Origin of the sequence: Pseudomonas sp. RIT-562 (assembly GCF_026241895.1) — a bacterium.
Classification (GTDB): domain Bacteria; phylum Pseudomonadota; class Gammaproteobacteria; order Pseudomonadales; family Pseudomonadaceae; genus Aquipseudomonas; species Aquipseudomonas mandelii_F.
In genome coordinates this window covers 126,685-150,996 of the sequence record NZ_JAPJIV010000006.1, presented here as the reverse complement: position 1 = coordinate 150,996, position 24,312 = coordinate 126,685, and the positions used below count along the sequence as shown (strand labels likewise).

17 protein-coding genes are annotated in these 24,312 nt (G+C 60.7%); 6 read left to right on the top strand and 11 right to left on the bottom strand.

Annotation, left to right across the window (positions count from 1 at the left end; all coding sequences use genetic code 11):
* Window positions 1-328: 328 nt before the first annotated feature.
* Complete coding sequence (locus tag ORL50_RS10425) at window positions 329-2,461, top strand: putative bifunctional diguanylate cyclase/phosphodiesterase (RefSeq protein ID WP_266013675.1); 2,133 nt, start codon at window positions 329-331, stop codon at window positions 2,459-2,461.
* Between the two features lie 36 nt (window positions 2,462-2,497).
* On the top strand, window positions 2,498-3,244 hold the full coding sequence (locus tag ORL50_RS10420) for an SDR family oxidoreductase (RefSeq protein WP_266013672.1): 747 nt from the start codon (window positions 2,498-2,500) through the stop codon (window positions 3,242-3,244).
* A 110-nt stretch (window positions 3,245-3,354) separates the two neighbouring features.
* Here ORL50_RS10420 and mapR read toward each other — a convergent pair whose 3' ends face one another.
* The 3 genes from mapR to ORL50_RS10405 form a co-directional block, all read right to left on the bottom strand.
* A complete protein-coding gene (gene mapR, locus ORL50_RS10415; protein ID WP_266013669.1) occupies window positions 3,355-4,764 on the bottom strand; it encodes a GntR family transcriptional regulator MpaR in 1,410 nt (469 codons plus the stop codon).
* 120 nt (window positions 4,765-4,884) lie between these two features.
* Window positions 4,885-6,315, bottom strand: a complete 1,431-nt coding sequence (gene ccoG, locus ORL50_RS10410; protein ID WP_266013664.1) for a cytochrome c oxidase accessory protein CcoG — start codon at window positions 6,313-6,315, stop codon at window positions 4,885-4,887.
* Between the two features lie 195 nt (window positions 6,316-6,510).
* Entirely contained in the window at window positions 6,511-6,744 is a 234-nt protein-coding gene (locus tag ORL50_RS10405; protein ID WP_266013661.1) for a DUF3203 family protein, read from the bottom strand.
* A 120-nt stretch (window positions 6,745-6,864) separates the two neighbouring features.
* On the opposite strand from ORL50_RS10405, the gene ORL50_RS10400 reads away from it, so the two are divergent.
* Window positions 6,865-7,371: an MgtC/SapB family protein gene (locus tag ORL50_RS10400; RefSeq protein ID WP_266013658.1), complete on the top strand. Its 507-nt coding sequence runs from the start codon at window positions 6,865-6,867 to the stop codon at window positions 7,369-7,371.
* 66 nt (window positions 7,372-7,437) lie between these two features.
* On the opposite strand, the gene ORL50_RS10395 is transcribed toward ORL50_RS10400, so the two are convergent.
* Window positions 7,438-7,596 carry a hypothetical protein gene (locus ORL50_RS10395; RefSeq protein WP_266013655.1) on the bottom strand — a complete coding sequence of 53 codons (159 nt, stop codon included), beginning with the start codon at window positions 7,594-7,596 and terminating at the stop codon, window positions 7,438-7,440.
* A 213-nt stretch (window positions 7,597-7,809) separates the two neighbouring features.
* Between ORL50_RS10395 and ORL50_RS10390 the strand changes: the two genes are divergently transcribed.
* The 3 genes from ORL50_RS10390 to glgB all read left to right on the top strand — a co-directional run bounded on the left by ORL50_RS10390 (window position 7,810) and on the right by glgB (window position 15,573).
* On the top strand, window positions 7,810-9,807 hold the full coding sequence (locus ORL50_RS10390; protein ID WP_266013652.1) for an alpha-1,4-glucan--maltose-1-phosphate maltosyltransferase: 1,998 nt from the start codon (window positions 7,810-7,812) through the stop codon (window positions 9,805-9,807).
* Window positions 9,808-9,997: 190 nt separating this feature from the next.
* The gene (gene treS, locus ORL50_RS10385; RefSeq protein WP_266013650.1) at window positions 9,998-13,339 is read left to right on the top strand and encodes a maltose alpha-D-glucosyltransferase; all 3,342 of its coding nucleotides are present in this window, start codon (window positions 9,998-10,000) and stop codon (window positions 13,337-13,339) included.
* Window positions 13,340-13,341: 2 nt separating this feature from the next.
* On the top strand, window positions 13,342-15,573 hold the full coding sequence (glgB, locus tag ORL50_RS10380) for a 1,4-alpha-glucan branching protein GlgB (RefSeq protein WP_266013647.1): 2,232 nt from the start codon (window positions 13,342-13,344) through the stop codon (window positions 15,571-15,573).
* A 66-nt stretch (window positions 15,574-15,639) separates the two neighbouring features.
* On the opposite strand, the gene ORL50_RS10375 is transcribed toward glgB, so the two are convergent.
* From ORL50_RS10375 to ORL50_RS10345, 7 genes are all read right to left on the bottom strand, one after another.
* Window positions 15,640-16,713: an autotransporter domain-containing protein gene (locus ORL50_RS10375; protein ID WP_266013644.1), complete on the bottom strand. Its 1,074-nt coding sequence runs from the start codon at window positions 16,711-16,713 to the stop codon at window positions 15,640-15,642.
* A gap of 312 nt (window positions 16,714-17,025) precedes the next feature.
* A complete protein-coding gene (locus ORL50_RS10370; RefSeq protein ID WP_266013642.1) occupies window positions 17,026-19,659 on the bottom strand; it encodes an autotransporter family protein in 2,634 nt (877 codons plus the stop codon).
* A gap of 110 nt (window positions 19,660-19,769) precedes the next feature.
* Window positions 19,770-20,570: an endonuclease/exonuclease/phosphatase family protein gene (locus tag ORL50_RS10365; protein WP_266013640.1), complete on the bottom strand. Its 801-nt coding sequence runs from the start codon at window positions 20,568-20,570 to the stop codon at window positions 19,770-19,772.
* 498 nt (window positions 20,571-21,068) lie between these two features.
* Window positions 21,069-21,827 (bottom strand): PIG-L deacetylase family protein, encoded by a 759-nt coding sequence (locus tag ORL50_RS10360; protein ID WP_266013638.1) that lies wholly within the window; start codon window positions 21,825-21,827, stop codon window positions 21,069-21,071.
* A gap of 140 nt (window positions 21,828-21,967) precedes the next feature.
* On the bottom strand, window positions 21,968-22,567 hold the full coding sequence (locus tag ORL50_RS10355; RefSeq protein ID WP_266013636.1) for an SAM-dependent methyltransferase: 600 nt from the start codon (window positions 22,565-22,567) through the stop codon (window positions 21,968-21,970).
* Window positions 22,564-23,322 (bottom strand): PIG-L deacetylase family protein, encoded by a 759-nt coding sequence (locus ORL50_RS10350; RefSeq protein ID WP_266013634.1) that lies wholly within the window; start codon window positions 23,320-23,322, stop codon window positions 22,564-22,566. Before ORL50_RS10350 ends, ORL50_RS10355 begins: the two co-directional genes overlap by 4 nt.
* Window positions 23,319-24,311, bottom strand: a complete 993-nt coding sequence (locus ORL50_RS10345; protein WP_266013631.1) for an acyl-CoA dehydrogenase family protein — start codon at window positions 24,309-24,311, stop codon at window positions 23,319-23,321. The genes ORL50_RS10350 and ORL50_RS10345 overlap by 4 nt, the downstream gene beginning before the upstream one ends.
* Window position 24,312: the final 1 nt, after the last annotated feature.

Here is a 24,312-nt window from a genome sequence, read left to right as displayed (position 1 = left end):
GGGAATAATACCGATCTTTTGACACCAACCTATTGGAGCAAGGCTTGCCCGCGATGCTGTTGGCGGCCTTGTGGCCCCCATCGCGGGCAAGCCTTGCTCCCACAGGTGATCTTCAACCACAGGTTGATCTGCACTCACAGTTCATCCGCACTCACAAGTTGATCTAAACCCCCACCTTTGCCACCGGTTTTCATGTTCAAACAAGCGTTTCATCGCCTTGATGGCCTTTTGCTAATTTTCTCAGTGCGTTCTTGTTGAGAATCAGTACAATCGCCGAATTCAACGCCACCGAGCAGGGACGCAGTACGGGGTAATTTCGAGAAGTCCCATGCTTATTGGTAGCTATTCCCCCACGCTCGTTATCATTTCCCTGTTCGTTGCGATTCTCGCTTCCTACACTGCACTCAACCTGACCGAACGTATTGCCACAGCCAAGGGCCGCGCGGTTTCGTTGTGGACGGCGGGTGGCGCCTTTGCCATGGGTGTCGGCGTATGGTCGATGCATTTCATCGGCATGCTCGCGTTTACCTTGCCTGTGGAACTGGGCTATGACGTCACGCTGACCCTGTTGTCACTGCTGATCGCGGTGCTGTCCTGCGGCTTTGCCCTGTGGCTGGTCAGCCAGCCCCAATTGCCCGCCTGGCAGCTGCTGTTCGGTGCGCTGACCATGGGCAGCGGCATCAGCGCCATGCACTACACCGGTATGGCGGCGATGCGCATGCAACCGGGTATCGACTATGACCCGACGTTGTTCAGCGCCTCGCTATTGATCGCGGTTGGCGCTTCCGGCGCGGCTCTGTGGATTGCCTTCCGCCTGCGCAAGCACACACCCCACGTGGCGCTGATCCGCGCGGGTGCGGCGGTGATCATGGGTATTGCCATCGTCGGCATGCACTACACCGGGATGGCGGCGGCACGTTTCCCCGACGGTAGCTTCTGCGGTTCGGCGTCCAGCGGGTTGAGCGGCAGCGGGCTCGATAACCTGGTGTTGATCACCACCTTGGCGGTGCTGAGCATCGCGCTGCTCACCTCCATTCTCGACGCCCGGATGGAAGCACGGACCGCAGACCTGGCCCAGTCACTGACCGAGGCCAATCGCGAACTCACCCAACTGGCCCTGCATGATCCACTGACCGGGCTGCCCAACCGGGTGTTGCTGGCCGATCGCATTGACCAGGCGATGCTGGTGGTGCGCGAGCAGGGTGGCTGTTTTGCGCTGATGTTCATCGATCTGGACGGTTTTAAGCCGGTCAATGATGCCTTCGGTCACCATATGGGCGATCAGTTATTGCGCGAAGTGGCCCAGCGTCTGCGGGTGGATCTGCGCAGCCAGGACACCCTGGCGCGGATTGGCGGCGACGAGTTCGTACTGCTGGTGCAACTGGCCGAACAGGATGACGCACTGAATCTGGCGGCGCGTCAGGTCGGCCTGATCGCGCGCGCATTCCGCGTCGCCGAACATGATCTGCAAATTTCCGCCAGCGTCGGCATCGCGGTCTATCCGGGCAATGGCGCGACGGCCCAGGAGCTGCTGATGAACGCCGATGCCGCGATGTATCACGCCAAAGGCAGCGGCAAGAACGGCTACAGCTTCTTTGATGCGTCGATGAACAGCAACGCGCGCAAGCAGCTGCAGCTGTTGCAGGACTTGCGAGCGGCACTGGAGCAAGAGCAATTCAGTTTGTACTACCAACCGAAGTTCGACGCCGCCAATGGCCGTCCCGTGGGTGCCGAGGCGTTGTTGCGCTGGGTCCATCCGACTCAGGGCATGCTGCTGCCGGACAAGTTCATCGAGCTGGCGGAAAAGACTGGTTTGATCATTCCAATCGGTGAATGGGTGCTTAACGAAGCCTGCCGACAGATGCGTGAGTGGTATGTGCTGGGTTACACCGACTGGCGTATCGCGGTGAATCTGTCGGCACTGCAGTTCTGCCATGTCGGCCTGGTCCAAAGCGTCGCCAAGGCCTTGGCGACTCACCATCTGCCGGCCAACAGCCTGACCCTGGAAATCACCGAAACCACCGCGATGAGTGACGCCGATGCGAGCATGACGGTGTTGCAGGCACTGTCGGACATGGGCGTGGACCTGTCCATCGACGACTTCGGCACCGGTTATTCCAGCCTGATGTACCTCAAGCGCCTGCCGGCCAATGAATTGAAGATCGACCGCGGCTTCGTTCGCGACCTGGAGCGCGACAGCGATGACGCCGCGATCGTCTCGGCCATCGTCGCGCTGGGGCAGGCGCTGGGCTTGCGGATAGTCGCCGAGGGCGTGGAGACCGATGTGCAGCAGGACTTCCTGACACAACTGGGGTGTGACTCGCTGCAAGGATATCTGCTCGGTCATCCGCTGCCGGCACAGCGCTTCATGATAGATATTGTTCGCGGGGAGCAAATGGCGGCCGCCGGAGCGCAAGCTGCCACAAACCATGCAAAAACCGCTGATGGCGGTTATTCTTGACCCCGACTGCTTACGCGAAAAATGGGGAAAGTCAGCATGGACAAAGTCATCGTCATCACCGGTGGGGGTCGAGGCATCGGCGCCGCGACAGCGCTCCTGGCCGCTGAACTGGGCTATCGGATCTGCATCAATTATCAGGCTGACGAAGAAGCGGCGCATGGCGTCCTCGAACAGGTACGCGCCCTCGGTGCCCAGGCAATCGCGGTACGCGCCGACGTCAGCATCGAAGATGAAGTGGTCGCCCTGTTCAATCGCGTAGACGCCGAACTGGGCCGTGTCACCGCCCTGGTGAACAATGCCGGTACTGTCGCGCACAAGTCCCGGGTGGACGAGATGTCCGAATTCCGCATTCTGAAAATCCTCAAGACCAACGTCCTGGCGCCGATCCTCTGCGCCAAGCACGCGATCCTGCGCATGTCGCCCAAGCATGGCGGCCAGGGTGGCAGCATCGTCAACGTGTCGTCAGTGGCATCGCGCCTTGGCTCGCCCAACGAATATGTCGACTACGCGGCCTCCAAGGGTGCGCTGGACAGCTTCACCATCGGCCTGTCCAAGGAAGTGGCGGGCGAGGGCATTCGGGTCAATGCCGTGCGGCCCGGGTATATCTACACCGACTTCCATGCGCTGAGCGGCGATCCGGACCGGGTCAGCAAGCTGGAATCGGCGATCCCGATGGCCCGGGGTGGCCGGCCGGATGAAGTGGCCGAGGCGATTGTCTGGCTGTTGTCGGACAAGGCGTCGTATGCGACGGGGACGTTTGTTGATTTGGGTGGTGGGCGCTAACCATCGACATCTGCGCTGCCTGAGCCTTTTTCGCGAGCAGGCTCGCTCCTACAGGGGACCGCGTTTCCTGTAGGAGTGAGCCTGCTCGCGATGGCGACGACGCCAATCCTTCAGAACGACCGCACAATCCGCCCCAACGTCTCCATCGCCTTCTCCGCAGCCTCATCCCAGGGGCTGCCGTAATTCAGCCGGATGCAATTCCTGAAGCGCCGGGTCGGTGAAAAAATCGGTCCTGGGGCAATGCTGATGCCTTGGGCCAGCGCCATCTGGAACAGCTTCAACGAGTCCATTTGCGCCGGCAGCTCCAGCCACAGGAAATAGCCGCCAGCCGGTTGGCTGACCCGGGTCTGCGCCGGGAAATACCGGGCAATGGCTGCCAGCATCGCGCTTTGTTGCTCCTCCAGTGCGTAGCGCAATTTGCGCAAGTGGCGATCGTAGCCGCCGTGTTGCAAGTAATCGGCAATCGCTGCCTGGGCGGGCATCGACGCACAGAGCGAGGTCATCAGCTTCAAGCGTTCGATCTTCTGCGCAAAACGCCCGGCAGCCACCCAACCAATGCGATACCCCGGAGCCAGGCTCTTGGCGAACGAGCCGCAATGCATCACCAGGCCTTCGGTGTCGAACGCCTTGGCTGGTTTGGGAGCCTGTTGGCCGTAATACAGCTCGGCGTAGACATCGTCCTCGATCAGCGGCACCTGATGTCGGCGCAACAACTCCACCAGCTCCTGTTTCTTCGCCTCGGGCATGCTCGCGCCCATGGGATTCTGGAAGCTGGTCATGCACCAGACGGCCTTGATCGGATGGCGCTCGAGGGTCTGCGCAAGCACGCCCAGGTCGATGCCCTCGCGCGGATGCACGGGTATTTCCACCGCCTTGAGCTTGAGCCGTTCGAGGATCTGCAGGCACGCATAGAACGCCGGGGCCTCGATAGCCACCAGGTCGCCCGGCTCGGTCACGGCCTGCAGGCACAGGTTGAGTGCTTCCAGGGCGCCGTTGGTGATCAACAATTCCTCCATTGGCAACATCAGCCCGCCCACCATGTAGCGCAGGGCTATCTGCCGGCGCAATTGCGGATTGCCTGGCGACATGTCCGTGACCACCATGCGCGGATCCATGTCCCGGGTGGCGCTGGCCAGGGACCGTGACAGGCGTTGCAGGGGAAACAGCGCGGGGCTGGGGAACGCCGAGCCAAAAGGCACGGTGTTGGGGTCCTTGATCGAATCAAGCACCGAGAACACCAGCTCGCTGACGTCGACCTCGGTGGACTCGTTAACCTGGGCGCTGATCACCGGCTCGGAAAACGGGCTCGGCGCGTGGGTGTTGACGAAGTAACCGGAGCGCGGCCTGGCGCGGATTAACCCGCGGCGCTCCAGCAGGTAATAGGCCTGGAACACCGTGGACGGGCTGACCCCGTAAGTCTGGCTGGCGTAGCGCACCGACGGCACCCGTTGGCCGGGACCGAGGACGCCGGAGCGGATCAGTTCAGCGATGTCATCGGCGAATTTTTCGTAGCGTTTCATTAAAAGCCCGGTTGGGTTGTTCTGTGAAATCGGGGGGACTTCTTCGCGAGCAAGCCCGCTCCCACAGGTGTTGTGGTGACCTTGTAGGAGTGAGCCTGCTCGCGATGGCAGTCTAAGGGATCAACGATTCATTGGCGCAACAAACCGGCTCTTGGCCTCGCTGTAGATCTGCGGCTCATCGGTATCGACGATCTTGAACACGATGCTTTGCGAACTGCTGCTCGGGCGCTCCGTGGTCATCGCCACGGACACCGGCACGTCGACGATTTCCCCTGGGGCCAGGCTCAATTCAGTCTTGCCTTGCAGCTGGAAGCCATCACCTTCGACCAGCATCAGCCGATAGTCCTGGCGCTGCTGGGTCTTGTTGATGATTTTCAAGCTGTAGATATTCTCGATCTGGCCCTGGCTGTTTTCGCGGAACAGTCCGCGGTCCTTGCTGACGTCGAGCGAGACCATTGGCCGTTCCACCAGGGCCAGGGCGAGGGCACCGATCATCAGCAGCAGCACGGCGGTGTAACCGATCAGTCTGGGCCTGAGCAGGTGGGTCTTGCCACCCTGCAACTCATGCTCGGAGGTATAGCTGATCAATCCACGGGCGTAGCCCATCTTGTCCATGATCGAATCGCAGGCGTCGATGCAGGCAGCGCAACCAATGCACTCCATCTGCAAGCCGTCGCGGATGTCGATGCCGGTAGGGCACACCTGCACGCACAGCTGACAATCGATGCAATCCCCCAGGCCAACAGCGGCTGGCGCGACTTCACGCTTGCGCGGGCCACGGTTTTCCCCGCGAGCGAAGTCGTAGGAAATGGTCAGGGTGTCCTTGTCGAACATCACGCTCTGGAAGCGCGCATAGGGGCACATGTGCATGCACACCGCTTCACGCAGCCAACCGGCATTGATGTAGGTGGCGCCGGTAAAAAACAGCACCCAGAACAAGCTGACTCCGGCCATTTGCAGGGTCAGCAGTTCCTCCGCCAAGGGCCGGATCGGGGTGAAGTAGCCAACGAAGGTAAGGCCCGTGAGCAAACTGATCGCCAGCCACAGCGTGTGCTTGGCCGACCGCCGCAGCAGCTTGTTCAGGGTCCAGGGAGCGGCTTGCAGCTTGATCCGCTGATTGCGTTCGCCTTCGGTGATCTTCTCGCACCACATGAAGATCCAGGTCCAGGAACTCTGCGGGCAGGTGTAGCCGCACCAGACTCGGCCAGCGAACACGGTGATCGCGAACAGGCCGAACGCGGCAATGATCAGCAGCGCCGAGAGCAGAATGAAATCCTGCGGCCAGAACGTCGCCCCAAAGATATGAAATTTGCTTTCGGACAGATCCCAGAGCACAGCCTGGCGTCCACCCCAGTTCAGCCATACCGTGCCGAAGAACAGCAGGAACAGAAAACCGGCACCGCTCATGCGCAACGTGCGGAACAGTCCGGTAAAACTGCGGGTGTGGATCAGGTTGTCGCCAGACCGGGTCTTCGTTTTTGCACGCGAAGGCTCAAAAGTCTGGACGGACGGGGCACTCTCAAGGGTTCGGACGGGAATTCTTTCGCTCATGGTCTTTCGCTCATCAGCCTCCATCAGGCCAGAGCACTATGAGCGCCGATCTGTTTGCATAACAGACTCAGCTATTGCAATAAAAAGCGGATCAGATGGGTGCTGATCCGCTGGCTGCGACAACTTGAAGCAGCTGGGAGACGTTGGCCGGGGCGCCTATAACAGACGCCTGCAGGCCTTGTTGATCGGCGTCAGTCAAATCACCGAATCACTGTCGGTGGCTTTCAAATGCCTACGCCCATCCACGGCGCCTGCTACGGTCAATGCATCGGCTTCTGCTTCGGTGATGTAGATGCGCCTGCCTTCAATTTCGACGGCCGACATGGCTTTGTCCGAATCGGTAATCACGGTGACGTCGGGACACAGGCGGATTTCTTCGCCGTTTTCGGTCGTGAAGAAGCAAGTCTGGTTTTCGATGCGAACGGTCATGGCGGAGTCCTTATTTCTGCGGGTTCTGCAGCGTTAGGCTACGGGCAATGCGCATCGTTCGGTGCAACCGATTAATGGTTGGCGTGGTCCATCTTCCAGATCAATCACAAGGACAGCAGCATGAAAGCCTGGTGGCATGAAGTTTGGGAAACCCTGCAAGCGGAATTCGCCGACATTGGCGATGCAGCACAATTGACACGAATTACCGTGAGACTGGTGATCGCCGCGATCCTGGGCGGCATCCTGGGATTCGAGCGTGAACATAAAGGCAAGGCGGCCGGGGTGCGTACCCACATGCTGGTGGCATTGGGTGCAGCGTTGTTTGTCCTGGTGCCGCAGATGTCCGGCTCCCAGGCCGATGCCATGAGCCGGGTGGTGCAGGGGGTGATTGCCGGTATCGGCTTCCTCGGCGCCGGGACCATCCTGAAGAACACCGAAGGCGATGAGGGTCATGTCAAGGGCCTGACCACTGCAGCGGGGTTGTGGATGACCGCAGCGATCGGGGTGTCGGCGGGTATGGGGCGAGAATCGACGGCGGTGCTGAGCACGCTGTTGGCGCTGGCGATTTTCAGCGTGATGCCGAGGATCGTGAAGATGCTGGACAAGGATCGAGGGGATGCGCCTTAACAGTCGCAACAACAGAAGAGGGGTGGGCCATGGATGGCCCACCGTTTTATGGGGGATCAGTGAGAGTTACACAACCACCGGCGGCATGGTCTGCGGCGGTTCTTCGCGCGGCGGTGGCACGGTTCCTGGCGGCTCCTGTTCTGGAACCGGCTGCGGGTCGGTGGGCGGAATGGTCGGACTGTCGATATTCGGATCTGGCGTTTCAACGGGGTTGGGAATCGTCATCGCTGCATCTCCAGTGGCACATGGCGTGAGTCGTGCTTAAGTCTGTTGACCCGTGCTTCATCAAAATGATTCCCGCGACCTCACCGGCAAATCAGCGTGAACTTTTACCGCGCAGGGTCGCTCGGAACCTAAGTGAGTTCATTCGGGGCCGACCGCTTTGCGATTGTCGGCTGAGTACAAGAGCGTCCATGGGGCGTAAAGGAGAGATGCTCGATGACGACTGAAAAGCCTACAGAGTTGAGCTACAACCCTCATATACCGTTGTCGCAGGCGCTGCTGCTGCCGCGAATCGCGATTGAAGACACCATGCCGATCCTCGATGGCGGGCAGTTCGCTGTCAAAGCCGTGGTGGGTCAGGACGTGGTGGTTACCAGCAAGGTATTTGCCGATGGCCACGACAAGCTGGCCGTGCGGGTGCGCTGGCGCTCCGAGGCCGATGAGACGTGGCAGAGCGCCGTCATGGGCGAGCTGGGCAACAACGGTTATCAGGGCCAGTTTCGCGTCGAGCGTCAGGGCCGCTATGTGTATTGCGTCGAAGCCTGGATCGATCAGTTCGCCAGCTTCTGTTACGAGCTGGAGAAAAAGCACTCTGCTCGGGTGCCGGTCAGCCTGGAACTGCAGGAAGGACGCACCCAGGTCCAGCACGCCGCAGAGCGCGCCGAAGGACCGTTGAGCGAAGCGCTGGCGGCATTGCACCACGAATTGTCCGGCCTGCTCGAAACCGAGCAGGTTGCGCTGTTCCTGCACCAACGTAGCGCGGAACTGATGGCCCAGGCCGATCATCGTGCTTTCGTCAGCCTGAGCCCAGAGTACCCGGTGGACGTCGAGCGCGACCTGGCGCAGTTCGCCAGTTGGTATGAGCTGTTCCCGCGCTCGATCACCGACGACCCGGCCCGGCACGGCACGTTCAATGACGTGCACTCGCGCTTGCCGATGATTCAGGACATGGGGTTTGACGTCCTGTATTTCCCGCCGATCCATCCGATCGGCCGCAGTCATCGCAAGGGCCCGAACAATTCCCTGACTGCCGGCCCTGATGATCCGGGCAGCCCGTATGCCATCGGCAGTGCCGAGGGTGGCCATGAGGCCATTCACTCGCAACTGGGTACCCGTGAGGATTTCCGTCGACTAGTCGCGGCTGCGGCAGACCACGGCCTGGAAATAGCCCTGGACTTTGCGATCCAGTGTTCCCAGGACCATCCATGGCTGCAACAGCATCCGGGCTGGTTCAACTGGCGTCCGGACGGCACGATCAAATATGCCGAAAACCCGCCGAAGAAATACCAGGACATCGTCAACGTCGACTTCTATGCAGTCGACGCAATTCCGAGTCTGTGGGTCGAATTGCGCGACATCGTGGTGGGCTGGGTCGAGGAGGGCGTGAAGATCTTCCGCGTCGATAATCCACACACCAAGCCGCTGCCGTTCTGGCAATGGCTGATCGCTGACGTGCGTGCGCTGTACCCGGAAGTGATCTTCCTCGCCGAAGCGTTCACCACGCCGGCGATGATGGCGCGCTTGGGCAAGGTCGGCTACTCCCAGAGCTACACCTATTTCACCTGGCGTAACACCAAGTACGAGCTCTCGACTTACTTGGCAGAGCTCAACGAATCGCCGTGGCGCGAATGTTATCGCCCGAACTTCTTCGTCAATACTCCGGATATCAACCCGGTGTTCCTGCATGAGTCAGGGCGTGCCGGGTTCCTCATTCGCGCTGCGTTGGCGACCATGGGCTCGGGCCTTTGGGGCATGTATTCGGGCTTTGAGTTGTGCGAAGCGGCGCCGGTGCCAGGCAAGGAGGAATACCTCAATTCGGAGAAGTACGAAATCCGCCCAAGGGATTTCAACGCACCTGGCAACATCATCGCCGAGATTGCCCAGCTCAACCGCATCCGCCGGCAGAACCCGGCGCTGCACTCACACCTGGGCCTGAAAATCTACAACGCCTGGAACGACAACATCCTGTATTTCGGCAAGCGTAGCGCCGATGGCAGCAACTTCATCCTGGTGGCGGTGAACCTCGATCCGCATAACGCCCAGGAAGCGAATTTTGAGCTGCCACTGTGGGAAATGGGCCTGCCGGATGACGCCCATACCCAAGGCGAGGACTTGATGAACGGGCACCGCTGGACCTGGTACGGCAAGTACCAGTTCATGCGCCTCGACCCGGCTCAACAATCGTTCGGGATCTGGCGGATTTCAGCGTCTTGAATAGAAGAGGCTGACCGCTGACCTCGGTAGGAGCTGCCGCAGGCTGCGATCTTTTGATCTTGTCTTTGATTTTTGAGGACATCTGCGTCAACGGAATTTCAACATCAAAAGATCGCAGCCTTCGGCAGCTCCTACGACGGAAATCCGTTTGCCAGACGCATTGCGGTATCGAATTCAACAGGAGTTTCAAATGGCGAAGAAACCCAAGGCAGCCACCTTTATCAAAGACCCGCTCTGGTACAAGGATGCGGTGATCTATCAGGTACACGTCAAATCATTTTTCGACTCCAACAACGACGGGATCGGCGACTTTCCCGGCCTGATCGCCAAGCTTGATTACATTGCCGACCTAGGCGTCAATACCATCTGGCTATTGCCGTTCTACCCTTCGCCCCGCCGCGACGACGGCTACGATATTGCCGAATACCGCGGCGTGCACCCCGACTACGGCACCATGGCCGATGCCAAGCGGTTCATCTCCGAGGCCCATGATCGCGGTCTGCGGGTGATCACCGAATTGGTCATCAACCACACCTCCGACCAGCACGCCTGGTTCCAGCGCGCGCGCAAAGCGAAGAAAGGCTCGGCCGCCCGGGACTTCTACGTGTGGTCTGATGACGACCAGAAATACGACGGCACCCGCATCATCTTTCTTGATACCGAGAAGTCCAACTGGACGTGGGATCCGGTGGCAGGCCAGTACTTTTGGCACCGTTTCTACTCGCACCAGCCGGACCTGAATTTCGACAACCCGCAAGTCATGAAGGCCGTGCTGTCAGTGATGCGCTACTGGCTCGACATGGGCATCGACGGCTTGCGCCTGGACGCCATTCCGTACCTGATTGAACGCGATGGCACCAACAACGAAAACCTGCCTGAGACCCACGACGTCCTCAAGCAGATCCGCGCCGAGATCGATGCCAACTACCCCGACCGCATGCTGCTGGCCGAGGCCAATCAATGGCCGGAAGACACCCAGCTGTACTTTGGCGACACCGACGCCGAGGGCCAGAATGGCGATGAATGCCACATGGCGTTCCATTTCCCGCTGATGCCGCGCATGTACATGGCGCTCGCCCAGGAAGACCGCTTTCCGATCACCGACATCCTGCGCCAGACCCCGGAGATTCCGGCCAACTGCCAGTGGGCGATTTTCCTGCGCAACCATGATGAGTTGACGCTGGAGATGGTCACTGACAAGGAACGCGACTACCTGTGGAACTATTACGCTGCCGATCGGCGCGCCCGCATCAACCTGGGGATTCGTCGGCGCCTGGCGCCATTGATGGAGCGTGACCGCCGCCGCGTGGAACTGCTCAACAGCCTGTTGCTGTCGATGCCGGGCACGCCGACTTTGTACTACGGCGACGAAATCGGCATGGGCGACAACATCTACCTGGGCGACCGTGATGGCGTACGCACGCCAATGCAATGGTCGATTGACCGCAATGGCGGCTTCTCCCGCGCCGACCCGGCCAGCCTGGTGTTGCCACCGATCATGGACCCGCAATACGGTTACCTGTCGGTGAATGTGGAGACCCAAGCCGGCGATCCGCATTCCCTGCTCAACTGGACCCGACGCATGCTTGCGGTGCGCAAGCAGTCCAAGGCGTTTGGGCGCGGCACCTTGAAAATGCTCTCGCCGAGCAATCGTCGAATTCTCGCCTATACCCGCGAATTCACAGGGGCAGATGGTAAGCACGAGATCATTCTGTGCGTGGCCAACGTGTCGCGCAGTGCCCAGGCGGCCGAGCTCGACTTGTCGGCCTACACCGGCATGGTGCCGGTGGAAATGCTCGGCGGTAACGCGTTCCCGCCCATCGGCCAGCTGAACTTCCTGCTGACCCTGGCGCCGTACGGTTTCTACTGGTTCGGCCTGGCGGCGGAAAACCAGATGCCGAGCTGGCACGTGGAACCGGCGCAGAGTCTGCCGGACTTCACCACCCTGGTGCTCAAGCACCGCATGGAAGAGCTGCTCGAAACGCCGTCCCGGGACACCATGGAACAGGGCATCCTGCCGAACTGGCTGCAGAATCGCCGCTGGTTTGCCGGCAAGGACGCCACCATCGAACAGGTCAAAATGGCCTATGGCGTGCGCTTTGGCGACGCCGAGCATCCGGTGTTGCTGAGCGAAATAGACGTCACCAGCAATGGCCAGACCAGCCGTTACCAACTGCCATTTGGCTTCATTGCCGAGGATCAGGTCGGCCCGGCGCTGCCGCAGCAACTGGCGCTGTCCCGGGTTCGCCGCGGTCGCCAGGTCGGCATCATCACCGATGCCTTTGCCCTGGAAAACTTCATCCGAGCCGTGTTGGCCGGCATGCAGAACAACACGGTGCTGGCATCTGACGCAGGCGAGATCCGCTTCGAACCGACCCCCGCGCTCGCTCAGTTGGGCCTTAACGCGGAGTCGGAAGTGCGCTATCTGTCGGCCGAGCAGTCCAACAGCTCGGTGGTGGTCGGCAAGAGCCTGGTGCTCAAATTGATCCGCAAAATCGCCTCCGGGGTGCACCCCGAACTGGAGATGAGCGCGTACCTGACCAATGCCGGTTTCGCCAATATTTCCCCGCTGCTGGGTTCGGTAATCCGCCGCAACGCTGAAGGCGAGGACACGCTGCTGATGATCGCCCAGGGCTTCCTGAGTAATCAGGGCGACGCCTGGGAATGGACACAGAACAACCTCGAACGCGCACTTCGCGACGAACTGGCGCAAGCCATTTCCGAGCAGGAACAGCACTACAACGCCTTGGGCGAGCTGAAGGATTTTGCCGGCATGCTCGGCCAGCGCCTGGGTGAAATGCACCAGGTGCTCGCGGCGCCCACCGATGACCCGGACTTTGCGCCGCAGGTCACCACGCAAAAAGAAGCCCTGGCTTCGGCCAAGGATGTCGCCGCGCAGGTGGAACATTCGCTCAAGTTGTTGAAACAGCATCAATCCGAACTGAACCCGGCCGACCAGGCGCTGGTCAGTCGTTTGCTGGACAACAAAAAGGCGATCCTGAGCCATGTCCAGGACCTGGGCAAAAAGGCCGCCGGTGGCCTGCGAATTCGCGTCCACGGCGACCTGCACTTGGGCCAGGTGCTGGTGATCAAGGGCGATGCCTACCTGATCGACTTTGAAGGTGAACCCGCTCGGCCTCTGTACGAACGTCGGGGCAAGCACAGCCCGTACAAGGATGTGAGTGGCGTGCTGCGTTCGTTCGATTACGCCGCAGCCATGACCATCAATGTGCACAACGTCGATAACACCGAGGACGCACAGGCGGCGCGAGTCAGGGTCGCCGAGCGTTATTTAAATGAAGCTCGCCAGGCATTTGTCGACGCTTATCGGCTGGCGGCAGCTAGTCTTGGACATGCGTGGCAAGATCCGGGAGGCGAGGACGCTGCGCTGGCATTGTTCGGTCTGGAAAAGGCCGCGTACGAGGTGGCCTACGAGGCGGAAAATCGCCCGACCTGGCTGCCCGTGCCGTTGCATGGTTTGTATGGATTATTGAGTGGGCTTAAACCCTTTTCCGATCTTGGTGGAGAGTAGTCATGAGTTTCCAGAACAAGGAACTGGGTCACGCTAAAGAAGCGCTGCTGCCCGGATCGCAGGACATCGACGCGCTGGTTCGCGCCGCACATCCCGACCCTTTCGCAATACTCGGCCCCCATGGCGACAACGCCGGCGGCCAATTCATTCGGGCTTATTTGCCGGATGCCCTGAGCGTCCAAGTGATCGCCAAGGACTCCGGGGAAGAACTGGGCAGCCTCGAGGCCACCCAGACTCCTGGCCTGTTCGTCGGCCATTTCGATCGCGCCCAGCCTTACCTGTTGCGCACGCGCTGGGCCGGTGGCGAGCAGGTTTCCGAGGACCCCTACAGCTTCGGCCCGTTACTGGGCGAGATGGACCTGTACCTGTTTGCCGAAGGCAATCACCGCGACCTCAGCAGCTGCCTCGGTGCCCAGCTGAAAACCGTCGACGGCGTTGATGGCGTGCGGTTTGCCGTGTGGGCGCCAAATGCCAAGCGGGTCTCGGTGGTGGGGGACTTCAACAATTGGGACGGCCGTCGTCATCCGATGCGCCTGCGCCATCCTACCGGTGTGTGGGAGTTGTTTATCCCACGCATGCAGGCCGGCGAAACCTACAAATACGAGATTCTGGGCGCCCACGGCATCTTGCCGCTGAAGGCCGACCCGATGGCGCTGGCGACTACGCTGCCGCCGGACACCGCGTCCAAAGTCGCCGCGCCCCTGAGCATTGAATGGCAGGACCAGGCGTGGATGCAGTCGCGCATCGAACGTCAGCACCCGAGTGCGCCGCTGTCGATCTACGAGTTGCACGCCGGTTCCTGGCAGTGCGAACTGGACGATCTGGGCGAAGTCGCCCGCCAGTACAGCTGGCATGAGTTGGGCGAGCGCCTGATTCCATACGTGAAGGAACTGGGGTTTACCCATATCGAGCTGATGCCGATCATGGAACACCCGTTCGGTGGCTCATGGGGTTACCAGTTGCTGTCGCAGTTCGCTCCGAGTGCGCGCTACGGCTCACCCGATGATTTTGCCGCCTTCGTCAACGCCTGCCACCTGGCGGACATCGGTGTGATCCTCGATTGGGTGCCGGCGCATTTCCCGACGGATACCCACGGCCTGGCGCAATTCGATGGCACCGCGCTGTACGAATACGGTAATCCGCAGGAAGGTTTCCACCAGGACTGGGACACCCTGATCTACAACCTCGGCCGCACCGAAGTGCACGGCTACATGCTGGCGTCCGGGTTGCACTGGCTCAAGCATTTCCACGTCGACGGCCTGCGCGTCGATGCCGTGGCGTCGATGCTTTATCGCGACTATTCGCGCAAGGCCGGCGAATGGGTGCCGAACCGGCATGGCGGTCGGGAGAACTTGGAGGCGATCGACTTCCTGCGCCACCTTAACGATGTGGTCAATCTGGAGGCGCCTGGCGCCCTGGTCATTGCCGAAGAATCGACTGCGTGGCCTGGCGTCAGCCAGAGCACCCAACAGGGCGGCCTGGGTTTTGACTACAAATGGAACATGGGCTGGATGCACGATTCGTTGCACTACATCCAGCAGGACCCGGTGTATCGCGGGCATCACCACAACGAGCTGAGTTTTGGCCTGGTGTATGCGTGGTCCGAGCGCTTCATCCTGCCGATTTCCCATGATGAAGTGGTCCATGGCAAGCACTCGCTGATCGACAAGATGCCCGGCGACCGCTGGCAGAAATTTGCCAACCTGCGGGCCTACCTGAGCTTCATGTGGTCGCACCCGGGCAAGAAATTGCTGTTCATGGGCTGCGAGTTCGGCCAGTGGCGCGAGTGGAATCACGATCAGCAGCTAGATTGGTACCTGCTGCAGTACTCCGAGCACAAGGGTGTGCAGAAGCTCGTCGGCGACCTTAACCGGTTGTACCGCGAAGAGCCGGCGATGCATGACCAGGACGACGCGCCCCAGGGGTTCCAGTGGTTGATTGGCGATGATGCGATCAACAGCGTGTATGCCTTCCTGCGCTGGAGCAAGGATGGCAGCCCGGTGTTGGTGGTAGCCAACTTTACGCCGGTGCCACGTCAGGGTTACCGAGTCGGCGTGCCGTTTGCCGGGCGCTGGACCGAGGTCATCAACAGTGATGCGGCGATGTATGCCGGGTCCAATTATGGCAATGGCGGCGGGGCGTTTACCGAAGAAGAACCGAGCCACGGTCAGCCGCTTTCGCTGTCGTTGAATCTGCCGCCGTTGGCGGTGCTGATCTTGCGACCTGAGGCGTAATTCAAAAGGTCGCAGCCTGCGGAGTGTGCGCGCTGCCGCAGGCTGCGATCTTTTGCTTTTAATCAATTACCAACGCATCCGCACACCCAGGCTGCCAATCAGCCCGTTCAAATCGTTGTCATCCACATCACTGCTGTAATCGGCACTGACATACAGGCTCACCGCCGGTGTCACCTTCGCCACCAATCCCAGCCCTAACTCCACCGTCGACGACTTGCGGCTGCTGCTGATCTTGTCGACCTGATCCAGCGATACCGTGTTGCCGGTGTACACCGTGTGCCACAAGTTGGTCCGCACATACGGCTCCACGCCCAAGCCATTGATATCGTAGCTGCCCTTCAACCGCGCTCCGACCCGGCCGCTCCAGGAGTTGAGATCGCTGGCAGCAGCATTACCCGAACCCGAATAGGGCGTATCGAGGGTAATTCGTTGGTTGATCAACTGCGCCTGGGGTTCGACTACCCAGTTTTCGCTCAGCCCGATGGGGAATCCGCCCTCCACCGACAGCGTCACCGCGCTGCCTTCGGTCACTTGCCGCGCGCCCTGTTCATTACGGCTGAAACCGTTGACCCGACCACCGCTGGCCGACAGGTCGACGTGCCAGCCTTGCGGCCCGGTCAGGCTCCAATAGGCGCCAAGGCTCTGGCCTTGCAGGTTGAGGGTGTCCGTGGCGGGGTCAGCCTGGGCGCGACTGGTCAACAGACCATTGCTGTTGCTCTGAAACTGACTCGTGCCGCCGATCAGGCCGACTCGCTGGGTATGTCCGCTGTTGCTCTGCAGGGTAAGGATCGCCGGGCCCTTGAATTCGCTGACACCGGGCCCTGAAAAACCTTGCGCCAGGGCGTCCTCCTGGGCCAGGCGCGAGGGCTGGCCGTACAGTTGGTCCCAGGTCGAGGGAGCTGCATCTTCGATGGTCAGGCGTGAACTTCGGGCGTCGGATGCGGCGCTGAAATGGCCGGGGTAGGGCGCAGTGATATTGATTGCGGGCAGTGACATCACCGGGACGTCCTGGCGATACCAGGGCAGGGTCTCATCTTCTATGGGCCCCGCCTGCGCTCCCACAGATGAACACAACAGCAGCGAACTCGAGAGGGTGTAGAAAGTAACTTTGATCTCTAGTGGGGGGAGTGATGTTCTCATGGTGGTCTACCTTGCAATCGCATGCGCTATCTCGCTTTGGCGTCTCTCCTACCCCGAATGAGGGGCGACCGAATTGAGTAGGCCAAACCTGCACCTGCCCTGATATGAGCGGTGTGAAGGCTTGTTCCTGGTAGTGTTTCCGGGGGTAGTACGGTGTAGCTAAGAAGATGCTTGACATTGCGTCAAGAAAATGGCCGATAAATGGTAGGCTTAATTTGATGCTATTAAGTGACTGATTTCCGGCGCGCTTGCAAGTGATTGTTTGTACGAAACATCGTCAAAAAACCGCGCGCCAGAGCCTATACATGATGATTACCAGCTAATCCTCACGCCCAAATTGCCAGACACTCCCTGTAGCTGTTGGCTGTCAATATTGGTGCTGTAGTCAGCGCCAGCGTAAACGCTGACGTCTTTGGCCAGGCTCAGGTTCACGCCCAGGCCAACATCAGCCGATGAGGCTTTTTGTTCAGTGGTGACCTGGTCGACGTTGTCGAAGGTCACCGTGTCAGAGCCGGACAGCGTGCGCCACAGGTTAACCCGCAGGTAAGGTTCGAGCGGGCGGCCGCTGACCTGGTAGCTGCCTTTGAGCCTGGCACCCAGGCGCCCGGTCCATGCACCGTCGGAGTCGAAGTCAACGCGGGAGATGCCGTCGTCCTGGCTGTCCAGGGAGATTTTCTGATGGATGATTTGCACCTGGGGCTCAACCACCCATTTTTCAGTGACGGCGAATGGATAACCGGCTTCGCTGGACAGCGTCAGCCCGTGACCACGGGTGTCGAGCTTCAGGCCGCGTTCCGAGCGATTATCGCCATCAAAGCGAGTCGCCATGATCACGTTATCGAAGTACCAGCCGGTAGGGTCCACCAAGGTCCAGTACAGGCCGACGTGGTCGCCGCGCAGCTCGATCTTACCGGCGCGTTTGTCTTCAAAGCCCTGGTTGAAGCCGTCGACGTTGCCTTTCATGCTGCTGTGGCCGACGAAAAAACCGGTGCGCTGGGTCTGCCCGCCGGAGGTTAACGAACTGAAGATGTCATTTCCGACCTGATAGCCCTTGATCGAACCGTCGAACTTCGGCGTTACCGTACCGGCCCAGGTTTGCTCGAGGTCCTTGCCGTAGGCCCGGCCCCAGCCCGCGCCGAACGCCCCCGTTTCCGTGAGCAGGCGCTGGTCGCCCTGGCGATCATGGAAAGTACCGAGCGCCATCAGGCTTAACTGCGCTGCGGCAGGCGGCAATACCGACCAGTTGGGGACTTCCGGGCGATACAGCGCGATCGGTGCCGCACCGGGTACGGCTTCGGGTAGCGGTGGCAGGGGCGCTGGCGCCGGCGCTGGCAACCCGGGGCTGCCTGGTTCAGGCGCTGGCGCTGGCGCGGGCGGGGCGAGTGCGGCAACTGGTACGGGAACGACCGGCACCGTAATGGGGGGCAGCTGCGGGTCAGGATTTGGAATGGTGGTGACCGCCGGCGCAACCACTGCCGAGCGCAGGTACCAGCTGTTTTCCGTGCCTGCAGTGACGCCACCTTTGAACAGGCGGTAATCAAAGGCACCGGCGGAAATCAGCCCGCCATTGAGCGCAAACGCGCTGATGTTGCTGACTGCCGAGCCTTGCGCTTCGACAAGCTGGATGCCGTTCTGCTGAGTGAGCCCGCCTGCACCGCCCAGGTTTTGCACGGTAATGACGGTGCTGCCGGTGAGGGTGCCGTTGTTGACCACCAGTTTATCGCTGGCCGAGTTGTCTTCGCCGAGCACGCTTTGCAGCAGCAGCTTGCCACCGTTGCCAGCATAGTTGCCTTGTACCGTCAGCGTGTCGTTGGTGCGCGAGTTGCCGCTGGTGAGGTCGATGGTGCCGGCATTGTTCAAGGTTGCCAGTTGGCCTGCAGTGAAAGGCACAATGCTGCCTTGGGTCGAGGTGAGGGTGCTGGTGGCATCGACGTTGATGACGCCGGTTGCGCTGGCACTGTCGCCCAACACCAGCGAGCTGCTTTGCAGGTCCAGGCTTGAGTTCGTGGTCAGGTTGACCGTTTCCCAGTTGGTGTAGCGCGACGCACCGGCAGTGGTGGTTTGCTTGAAGTTCAAGGTATCGGTGCCAAGGCCGCCGTCGAGGCCCGGCGTCAGTGCCAGGGTGCTTTCGCTCAGATTGGTGAGGCTTGCAATGTCATTGCCTTCGCCCATCAGGACCGGGGAGCGGATGATCCCGCCGCTCCAGTTGAAAATGTCATCGCCGACACTGGCGCGGATTTCGCCGACGATTTCGCCGCCGGTGACGGTAATGCTGTCGTTGCCGCCGCTGACGCTGATGTTGCCGCCGATTCTGCCGCCAGAAACGATGATGGTGTCGGTGCCGAAACCTGTCACCAGATTGCCGAGGATCTGGCCAGCCGACATGTCGAACAGGTTGTTGTCGAGTTTCATGTCGACCCGACCGATGGTGCCGCCGGTCATTTTCGCAACGTCGCCGTCTTCGAAGGCTCCGACTACGGTGCCGCCGGTCATCAGGAAGGTATCGCGGCTGTCGCCTTGGGCCAGGGACTGGATGGTCCCGCCCGTCATCACGAAGTCATCGATCTGGTTGCCTTGGTTGACCGCTCCGGTGATCACACCGTTGCTGATCCGCACCGAGTCGGTACCGTCACCCAGGTTGAGGGTGCCGGCAAGGGTGCCGGAATCCATCAGCAGTGCATCGGCACCGGCGCCAAAGGTGACGGTGCCATTGATTTGGCCAGTGCCGCCGGTGGGAAACGTCAGGCTGTTGTTGCCGAGAAGGTCGGTCAGGGGGCCGCCCATGCCGCTATCGCAGACATGGTTGTCATTACCGGCGGTGGGCGTAAGTGTGCAACTTGCCTGGGCGAATTGCGGCCAACCCAGGCTTAGACAAATGGAAACGGCGACGGCACTAAATCGGTATTCACTCATACGGTACTTAGGCAAACCTGTCGCAATTTCCATGCATTTCTCCAGGTGTTTAAAGGCGTCCAGCGCTTTAAACACCACAGTATCAAGAGAATTACGCGCAAACCACTGTCACAATTGACAGGTGTATTCGATTTGTTTAGCGCTTACAGGTGCACTTCCACTGCCAATGGCAAGTGGTCCGAGAGGTGCGTCCAGGGCTTGTGCCCCAGTATCCGCGGGTCATGGCTGCTGGCATTGCGCAGGTAAATGCGGTCCAGGCGCAATAGGGGAAACCGCGCCGGATAGGTTTTCGCCGGGCGGCCGTGATGGCGTTCGAAGGCTTCATGCAGATAATCGCGCCGGGCGAGGGCGGCATTGCCTTGCAGTTGCCAGTCGTTGAAATCTCCGGCGATGATGACTGGAGCATCGTCGGGCAGGGACTCGAGCAGTTGGCACAGCAGTTGGAGCTGTAGCTGGCGATGACTTTCCAGCAGGCTCAGGTGCACGCAGATTGCATGGACTTCGGCATGCCCCGGTACATCTAGCACGCAATGCAATAAGCCACGGCGCTCGGGACCGGTGATCGACACGTCGAGGTTGCGATATTCGCGGATCGGGTATTTGGATAGCAGGGCGTTGCCGTGGTGGCCATCAGGGTAGACGGCGTTGCGTCCGTAGGCGAAATCGCTCCACATGCTGTCGGCCAGGAATTCGTACTGCGAGACTTGCGGCCAGTTGTTCAGGCGCGAGGAATGGCGCTCGTGTTCACCGACGACCTCCTGGAGAAACACCAGGTCCGCCGAGGTGCTGCGCACCGCCTCGCGCAATTCGGGAAGAATGAAACGCCGGTTGAGCGCGGTAAAACCCTTGTGGGTATTGACCGTCAGGACTCTGAGGCGATGGATGGCCGGTGGTGTATTCAGCGGCACGTCTTCAAGTGCCTGCCGCGTTGGATCACTGGTCACGTTTGCTCCTGGTAGGCGGTTCCTTATGTATGCGACTGATATGCGCGTGCGCAGTTCCAAGGATCACGCACGCCGCATTTGCGCAGGCGAACGCAGCCTTCGGCAGCTGCTACAAGGTCGGCGCGGTTTTTTGTAGCAGCTGGCGAAGCCTGCGTTGGGTCGCGAAGCGGCCCCCGGATTCTCAAGACAGAAATCCAATCGTCTGGAATAGCGCCTGCTACGCAGGCGAACGCAGCCTTCGGCAGCTGCTACAAGGTCGGCGCGGTTTGTTGTAGCAGCTGGCGAAGCCTGCGTTGGGTCGCGAAGCGGCCCCAGGATTCTCAAGACAGAAATCCAATCGCCTGGAATAGCGGCTGCTACGCAGGCGAACGCAGCCTTCGGCAGCTGCTACAAGGTCGGCGCGGTTTTTTGTAGCAGCTGGCGAAGCCTGCGTTGGGGCGCGAAGCGGCCCCGTGGTCTTTACGCCGAAAATATAACCATCTGAGGCGTTATGCGGAGTCAGACGAACACGATTTCATAGGGTAGGCGCATCCTCTCCAACAGAACCCTAGGCAGAAGCGGCGCGAGGCCCAGGGCGGGTTCGCCGTCGAGCTGGCTGGCGTAGGCATGGGTCGCATGGCTTTTACGCGCGACGGTCCAGGTGTCGAGTCGAACTTTGCGTGCACGGTGCCAGGGGATTTGTTCGCGGTCACGAATCGGCCGGTGCCAGGCGCGGATCGGTACTTCATTAAAGGCTGCGCCGACCATCTTCGCCGCCTTGGCCGCCGCTCGGCCAACGGCATCGTGATCCAGGTGACGGTCTTCGCTCCAGGTGCTGAACACCACGTCGCCAGGGCGCAGATAGCGGGCGATGAACTCGCTCAACTGGGCTTCATGTTCTGTCAGGGCGTTGTCGGTAAAGCCGCCACGAATCCATTTCAGACTGTGCATCGGCATGCCCAGGCGGCGCAGGGCCTCGACGCTTTCCTGGGAGCGGAACACGCTGAGGCGCTTCTCGGACCATTGTTGCGAGCCCGGATAGCTGGCGCTGCCGTCGGTCATCGAAATTAATTGCAGCGGGTGACCCAGGGCACTGAGCAGTTGCAGCAAGCCGCCACACATCATGACTTCATCGCCAGGATGGGGCGAAATCACTACCGCGCGCGCGCCTGGAGGAACCAGGGTCTCGGTGTTGATGACGGGGATGTTGTCCAGTTGCGCCGCACTGTTCCAGATCTGCGCCGGCAGGCTGCTTTCGCTAAGGGAATTGGATTTCATCGGGCTACGTCCTTGTTCCAACAAATAAGCTTGCGGGTATGAGCCTAGGTGCGCACGCTCCAGACCATGGATTGCCGCGCAAGGAGTATTGCTCAAGTATTGTGATTCGTCGCGTAGATGTTCTATCTGGTACGTTTTTTTTATCGCAGGCCTTCCAAGGCAGCGACTGAGCGTGGTTCGCGGCTCCAGAGTTCGAGCAGAAAGTCGGCTTCCTGATGCAACACCAGCCGCGGTAGACCCAGGTGGTCGTGCAGAAGGTCATGCACTTGGCGGGCGTTCAGCGGGCAGCCGTCGATAGGCGGGCGCCAGTGGCATGCCAGCAGCTGGCCGTCGGCTGTGAGGGACCGCGAGGCGTGCTCGATCACACGCTTGAGGTCTTCGGCATCAAGGTAGTAGCCAATCTCGCTGATCACGATCAGGTCGAACTGCTCACTTGGCCACTGCTCAGGCAACCGTGCCTGGCGCACTTCAGCGTGATTAAACGGGCTTAAACGCGTGCGTGCCAGCGCGACTGCGGCACTGGCGGTGTCGCAACACAGCAGGCGATCACAGCGGGTGGCGAGGTCGGCACTGAGTTCGCCATTGGCGCAGCCCGGTTCGAAAATGGCGCGATAACGCGGTCGGGGCAGGGCCGCCAGGGTAATGGCCCGTTTGCGTTGCTCGTACCAGCGCTGACGGAAGGCCCAGGGGTCGTCACTGCTGGCAAACAAACCGTCGAAATAGCGATCCTCGACACTCATACGAACACCACTTCAAAGGGTTGCAGAAGACGCTCCAGCACGAAAGGCGCCAGCACCGGCGGCAACCCGATCTGCGGGTCACCTTCGAGCTGACTGGCAAAAGCGTGGATCGCGTGGCGCTTACGGGCGATCAACGACGGCGCCAACAGGATCTTGCGCGCCCGGTGCCAGGGCACACTGTGGTCCTCGGGCGTTGCCCAATGCCAGGTCCACACCGGCAGCTCGTGCAACGTCGCCCCGACCCGTTGCGCCGCTTCGGCACTGGCACGCCCCACGGCCTCGTGATCGCAGTGCCCGTCTTCGCGCCAGGTGGTGAACACCACATCACTGGCGCGCAGGTGACGTTCGATAAAATCACTCAGTTCGGCTTCCCGGGCAGCCACCTGGCTGTCGGCAAAACCACCGCGCAGCCATCTCAGACTATGCAAAGGCAAGCCGAGGCGACGCAGCGCTTCCACCGATTCCTGGGGCCGCACCGTGCTCAACCGCTCCACGGGCCAGCGCTGCGAACCCGGATGACTGGCGCTGCCATCGGTCACCGAGATTAGCTGCAGGTCCCGGCCCGCTTGCGCCAGGATCTGCAGGAAACCGCCGCAGCCGAGAATCTCATCGTCCGGGTGCGGCGCGATGATCACCGCGCGCGAGCCTTCCGGCACCAGTTGCAGAATGTCGATCGCTGGCATCTGCGCCAGTTGGCTGGAGGCTTGCCACTGATACAGCGACGTGCCCTGGCCGACAATCGGATTGGTTTTCATAACGTCCATGTCCCTTCACTAATAAGTTGCCCCAAGTCCGCGAGATCGCGCTCGGCGTGACTCTGGCGCAGAAAAACCGGCAGGTCGGCGCTCAGTTGCGCGAACTGTCGATCCTTGCAATAAGGGCCGGCGCCCAAGGCGCGACCAACATGATGAATGACTTGCTCGGCGGCGTTTTCAACCACGGCGCGAGCGCGTCGGGCCAGCAGTTCAGCGCTATCCAGCGGCGCCGCATCGATCGCCTGTGCGCTGGCGCGCAAGACGGCGGCAGCGCCTTGCAGGGCACTGTCGACGGCGCCCAGATGGGCAAGTGCGTGGGGTTCTTCGCGATGTGCACAGTGTTCGCGCAAGCGCTCGGCAATGCTGCAGGCGGCGCCGTACCAGCAGGCGGCAATGCCGATCCCGCCTTGCCAGAATCCAGGTCGTTGCAGGTAGTCGCCGGGGTTACCAATGGCAAGACCCCGGGCGTTGTCGAACAAAATTTCGACACTGCCGGTTGCGCCCATCCCCACCGCTTGCCAACCCTGATCAGTCACCGTAACACCGGGTTGATCAAGGGCCACTGCCACCAGTTGCTGGCGGTCCTGCTCATCCCAAGCGGTGAGCAATCCATGACTCAATACGCCTGCGCCCGAGCACCAGGCCTTGCGTCCATGCAGCACCACAGCCTGTCCCGAGGAAGTCACCCGAACCCGTGCATTCGGTGGTTCGGCTGCCCACATTCCCCAGGTACTGCCTGGTGGCGGGGCGGATGCACCGAGTTGCTGGAAAATGGCCAGCGCGTCCGTGTGCCCCTCATACAATTTGCACAACCGCAGATCCTGCCCACCGACCTCGGCCAAGCGCTGGAAACGCTCCAGCGTGTGGCCCTGGCCCGGCAGCGGCAGTCGATCCAGACCTGCCTCCACCAGTTGCCGCAGGCACTGTCCTAGTGCCTGGGTGCTGTCGTAATCCGTCGACTGGCGATCAAGATACGTCTTGAGCTCCATC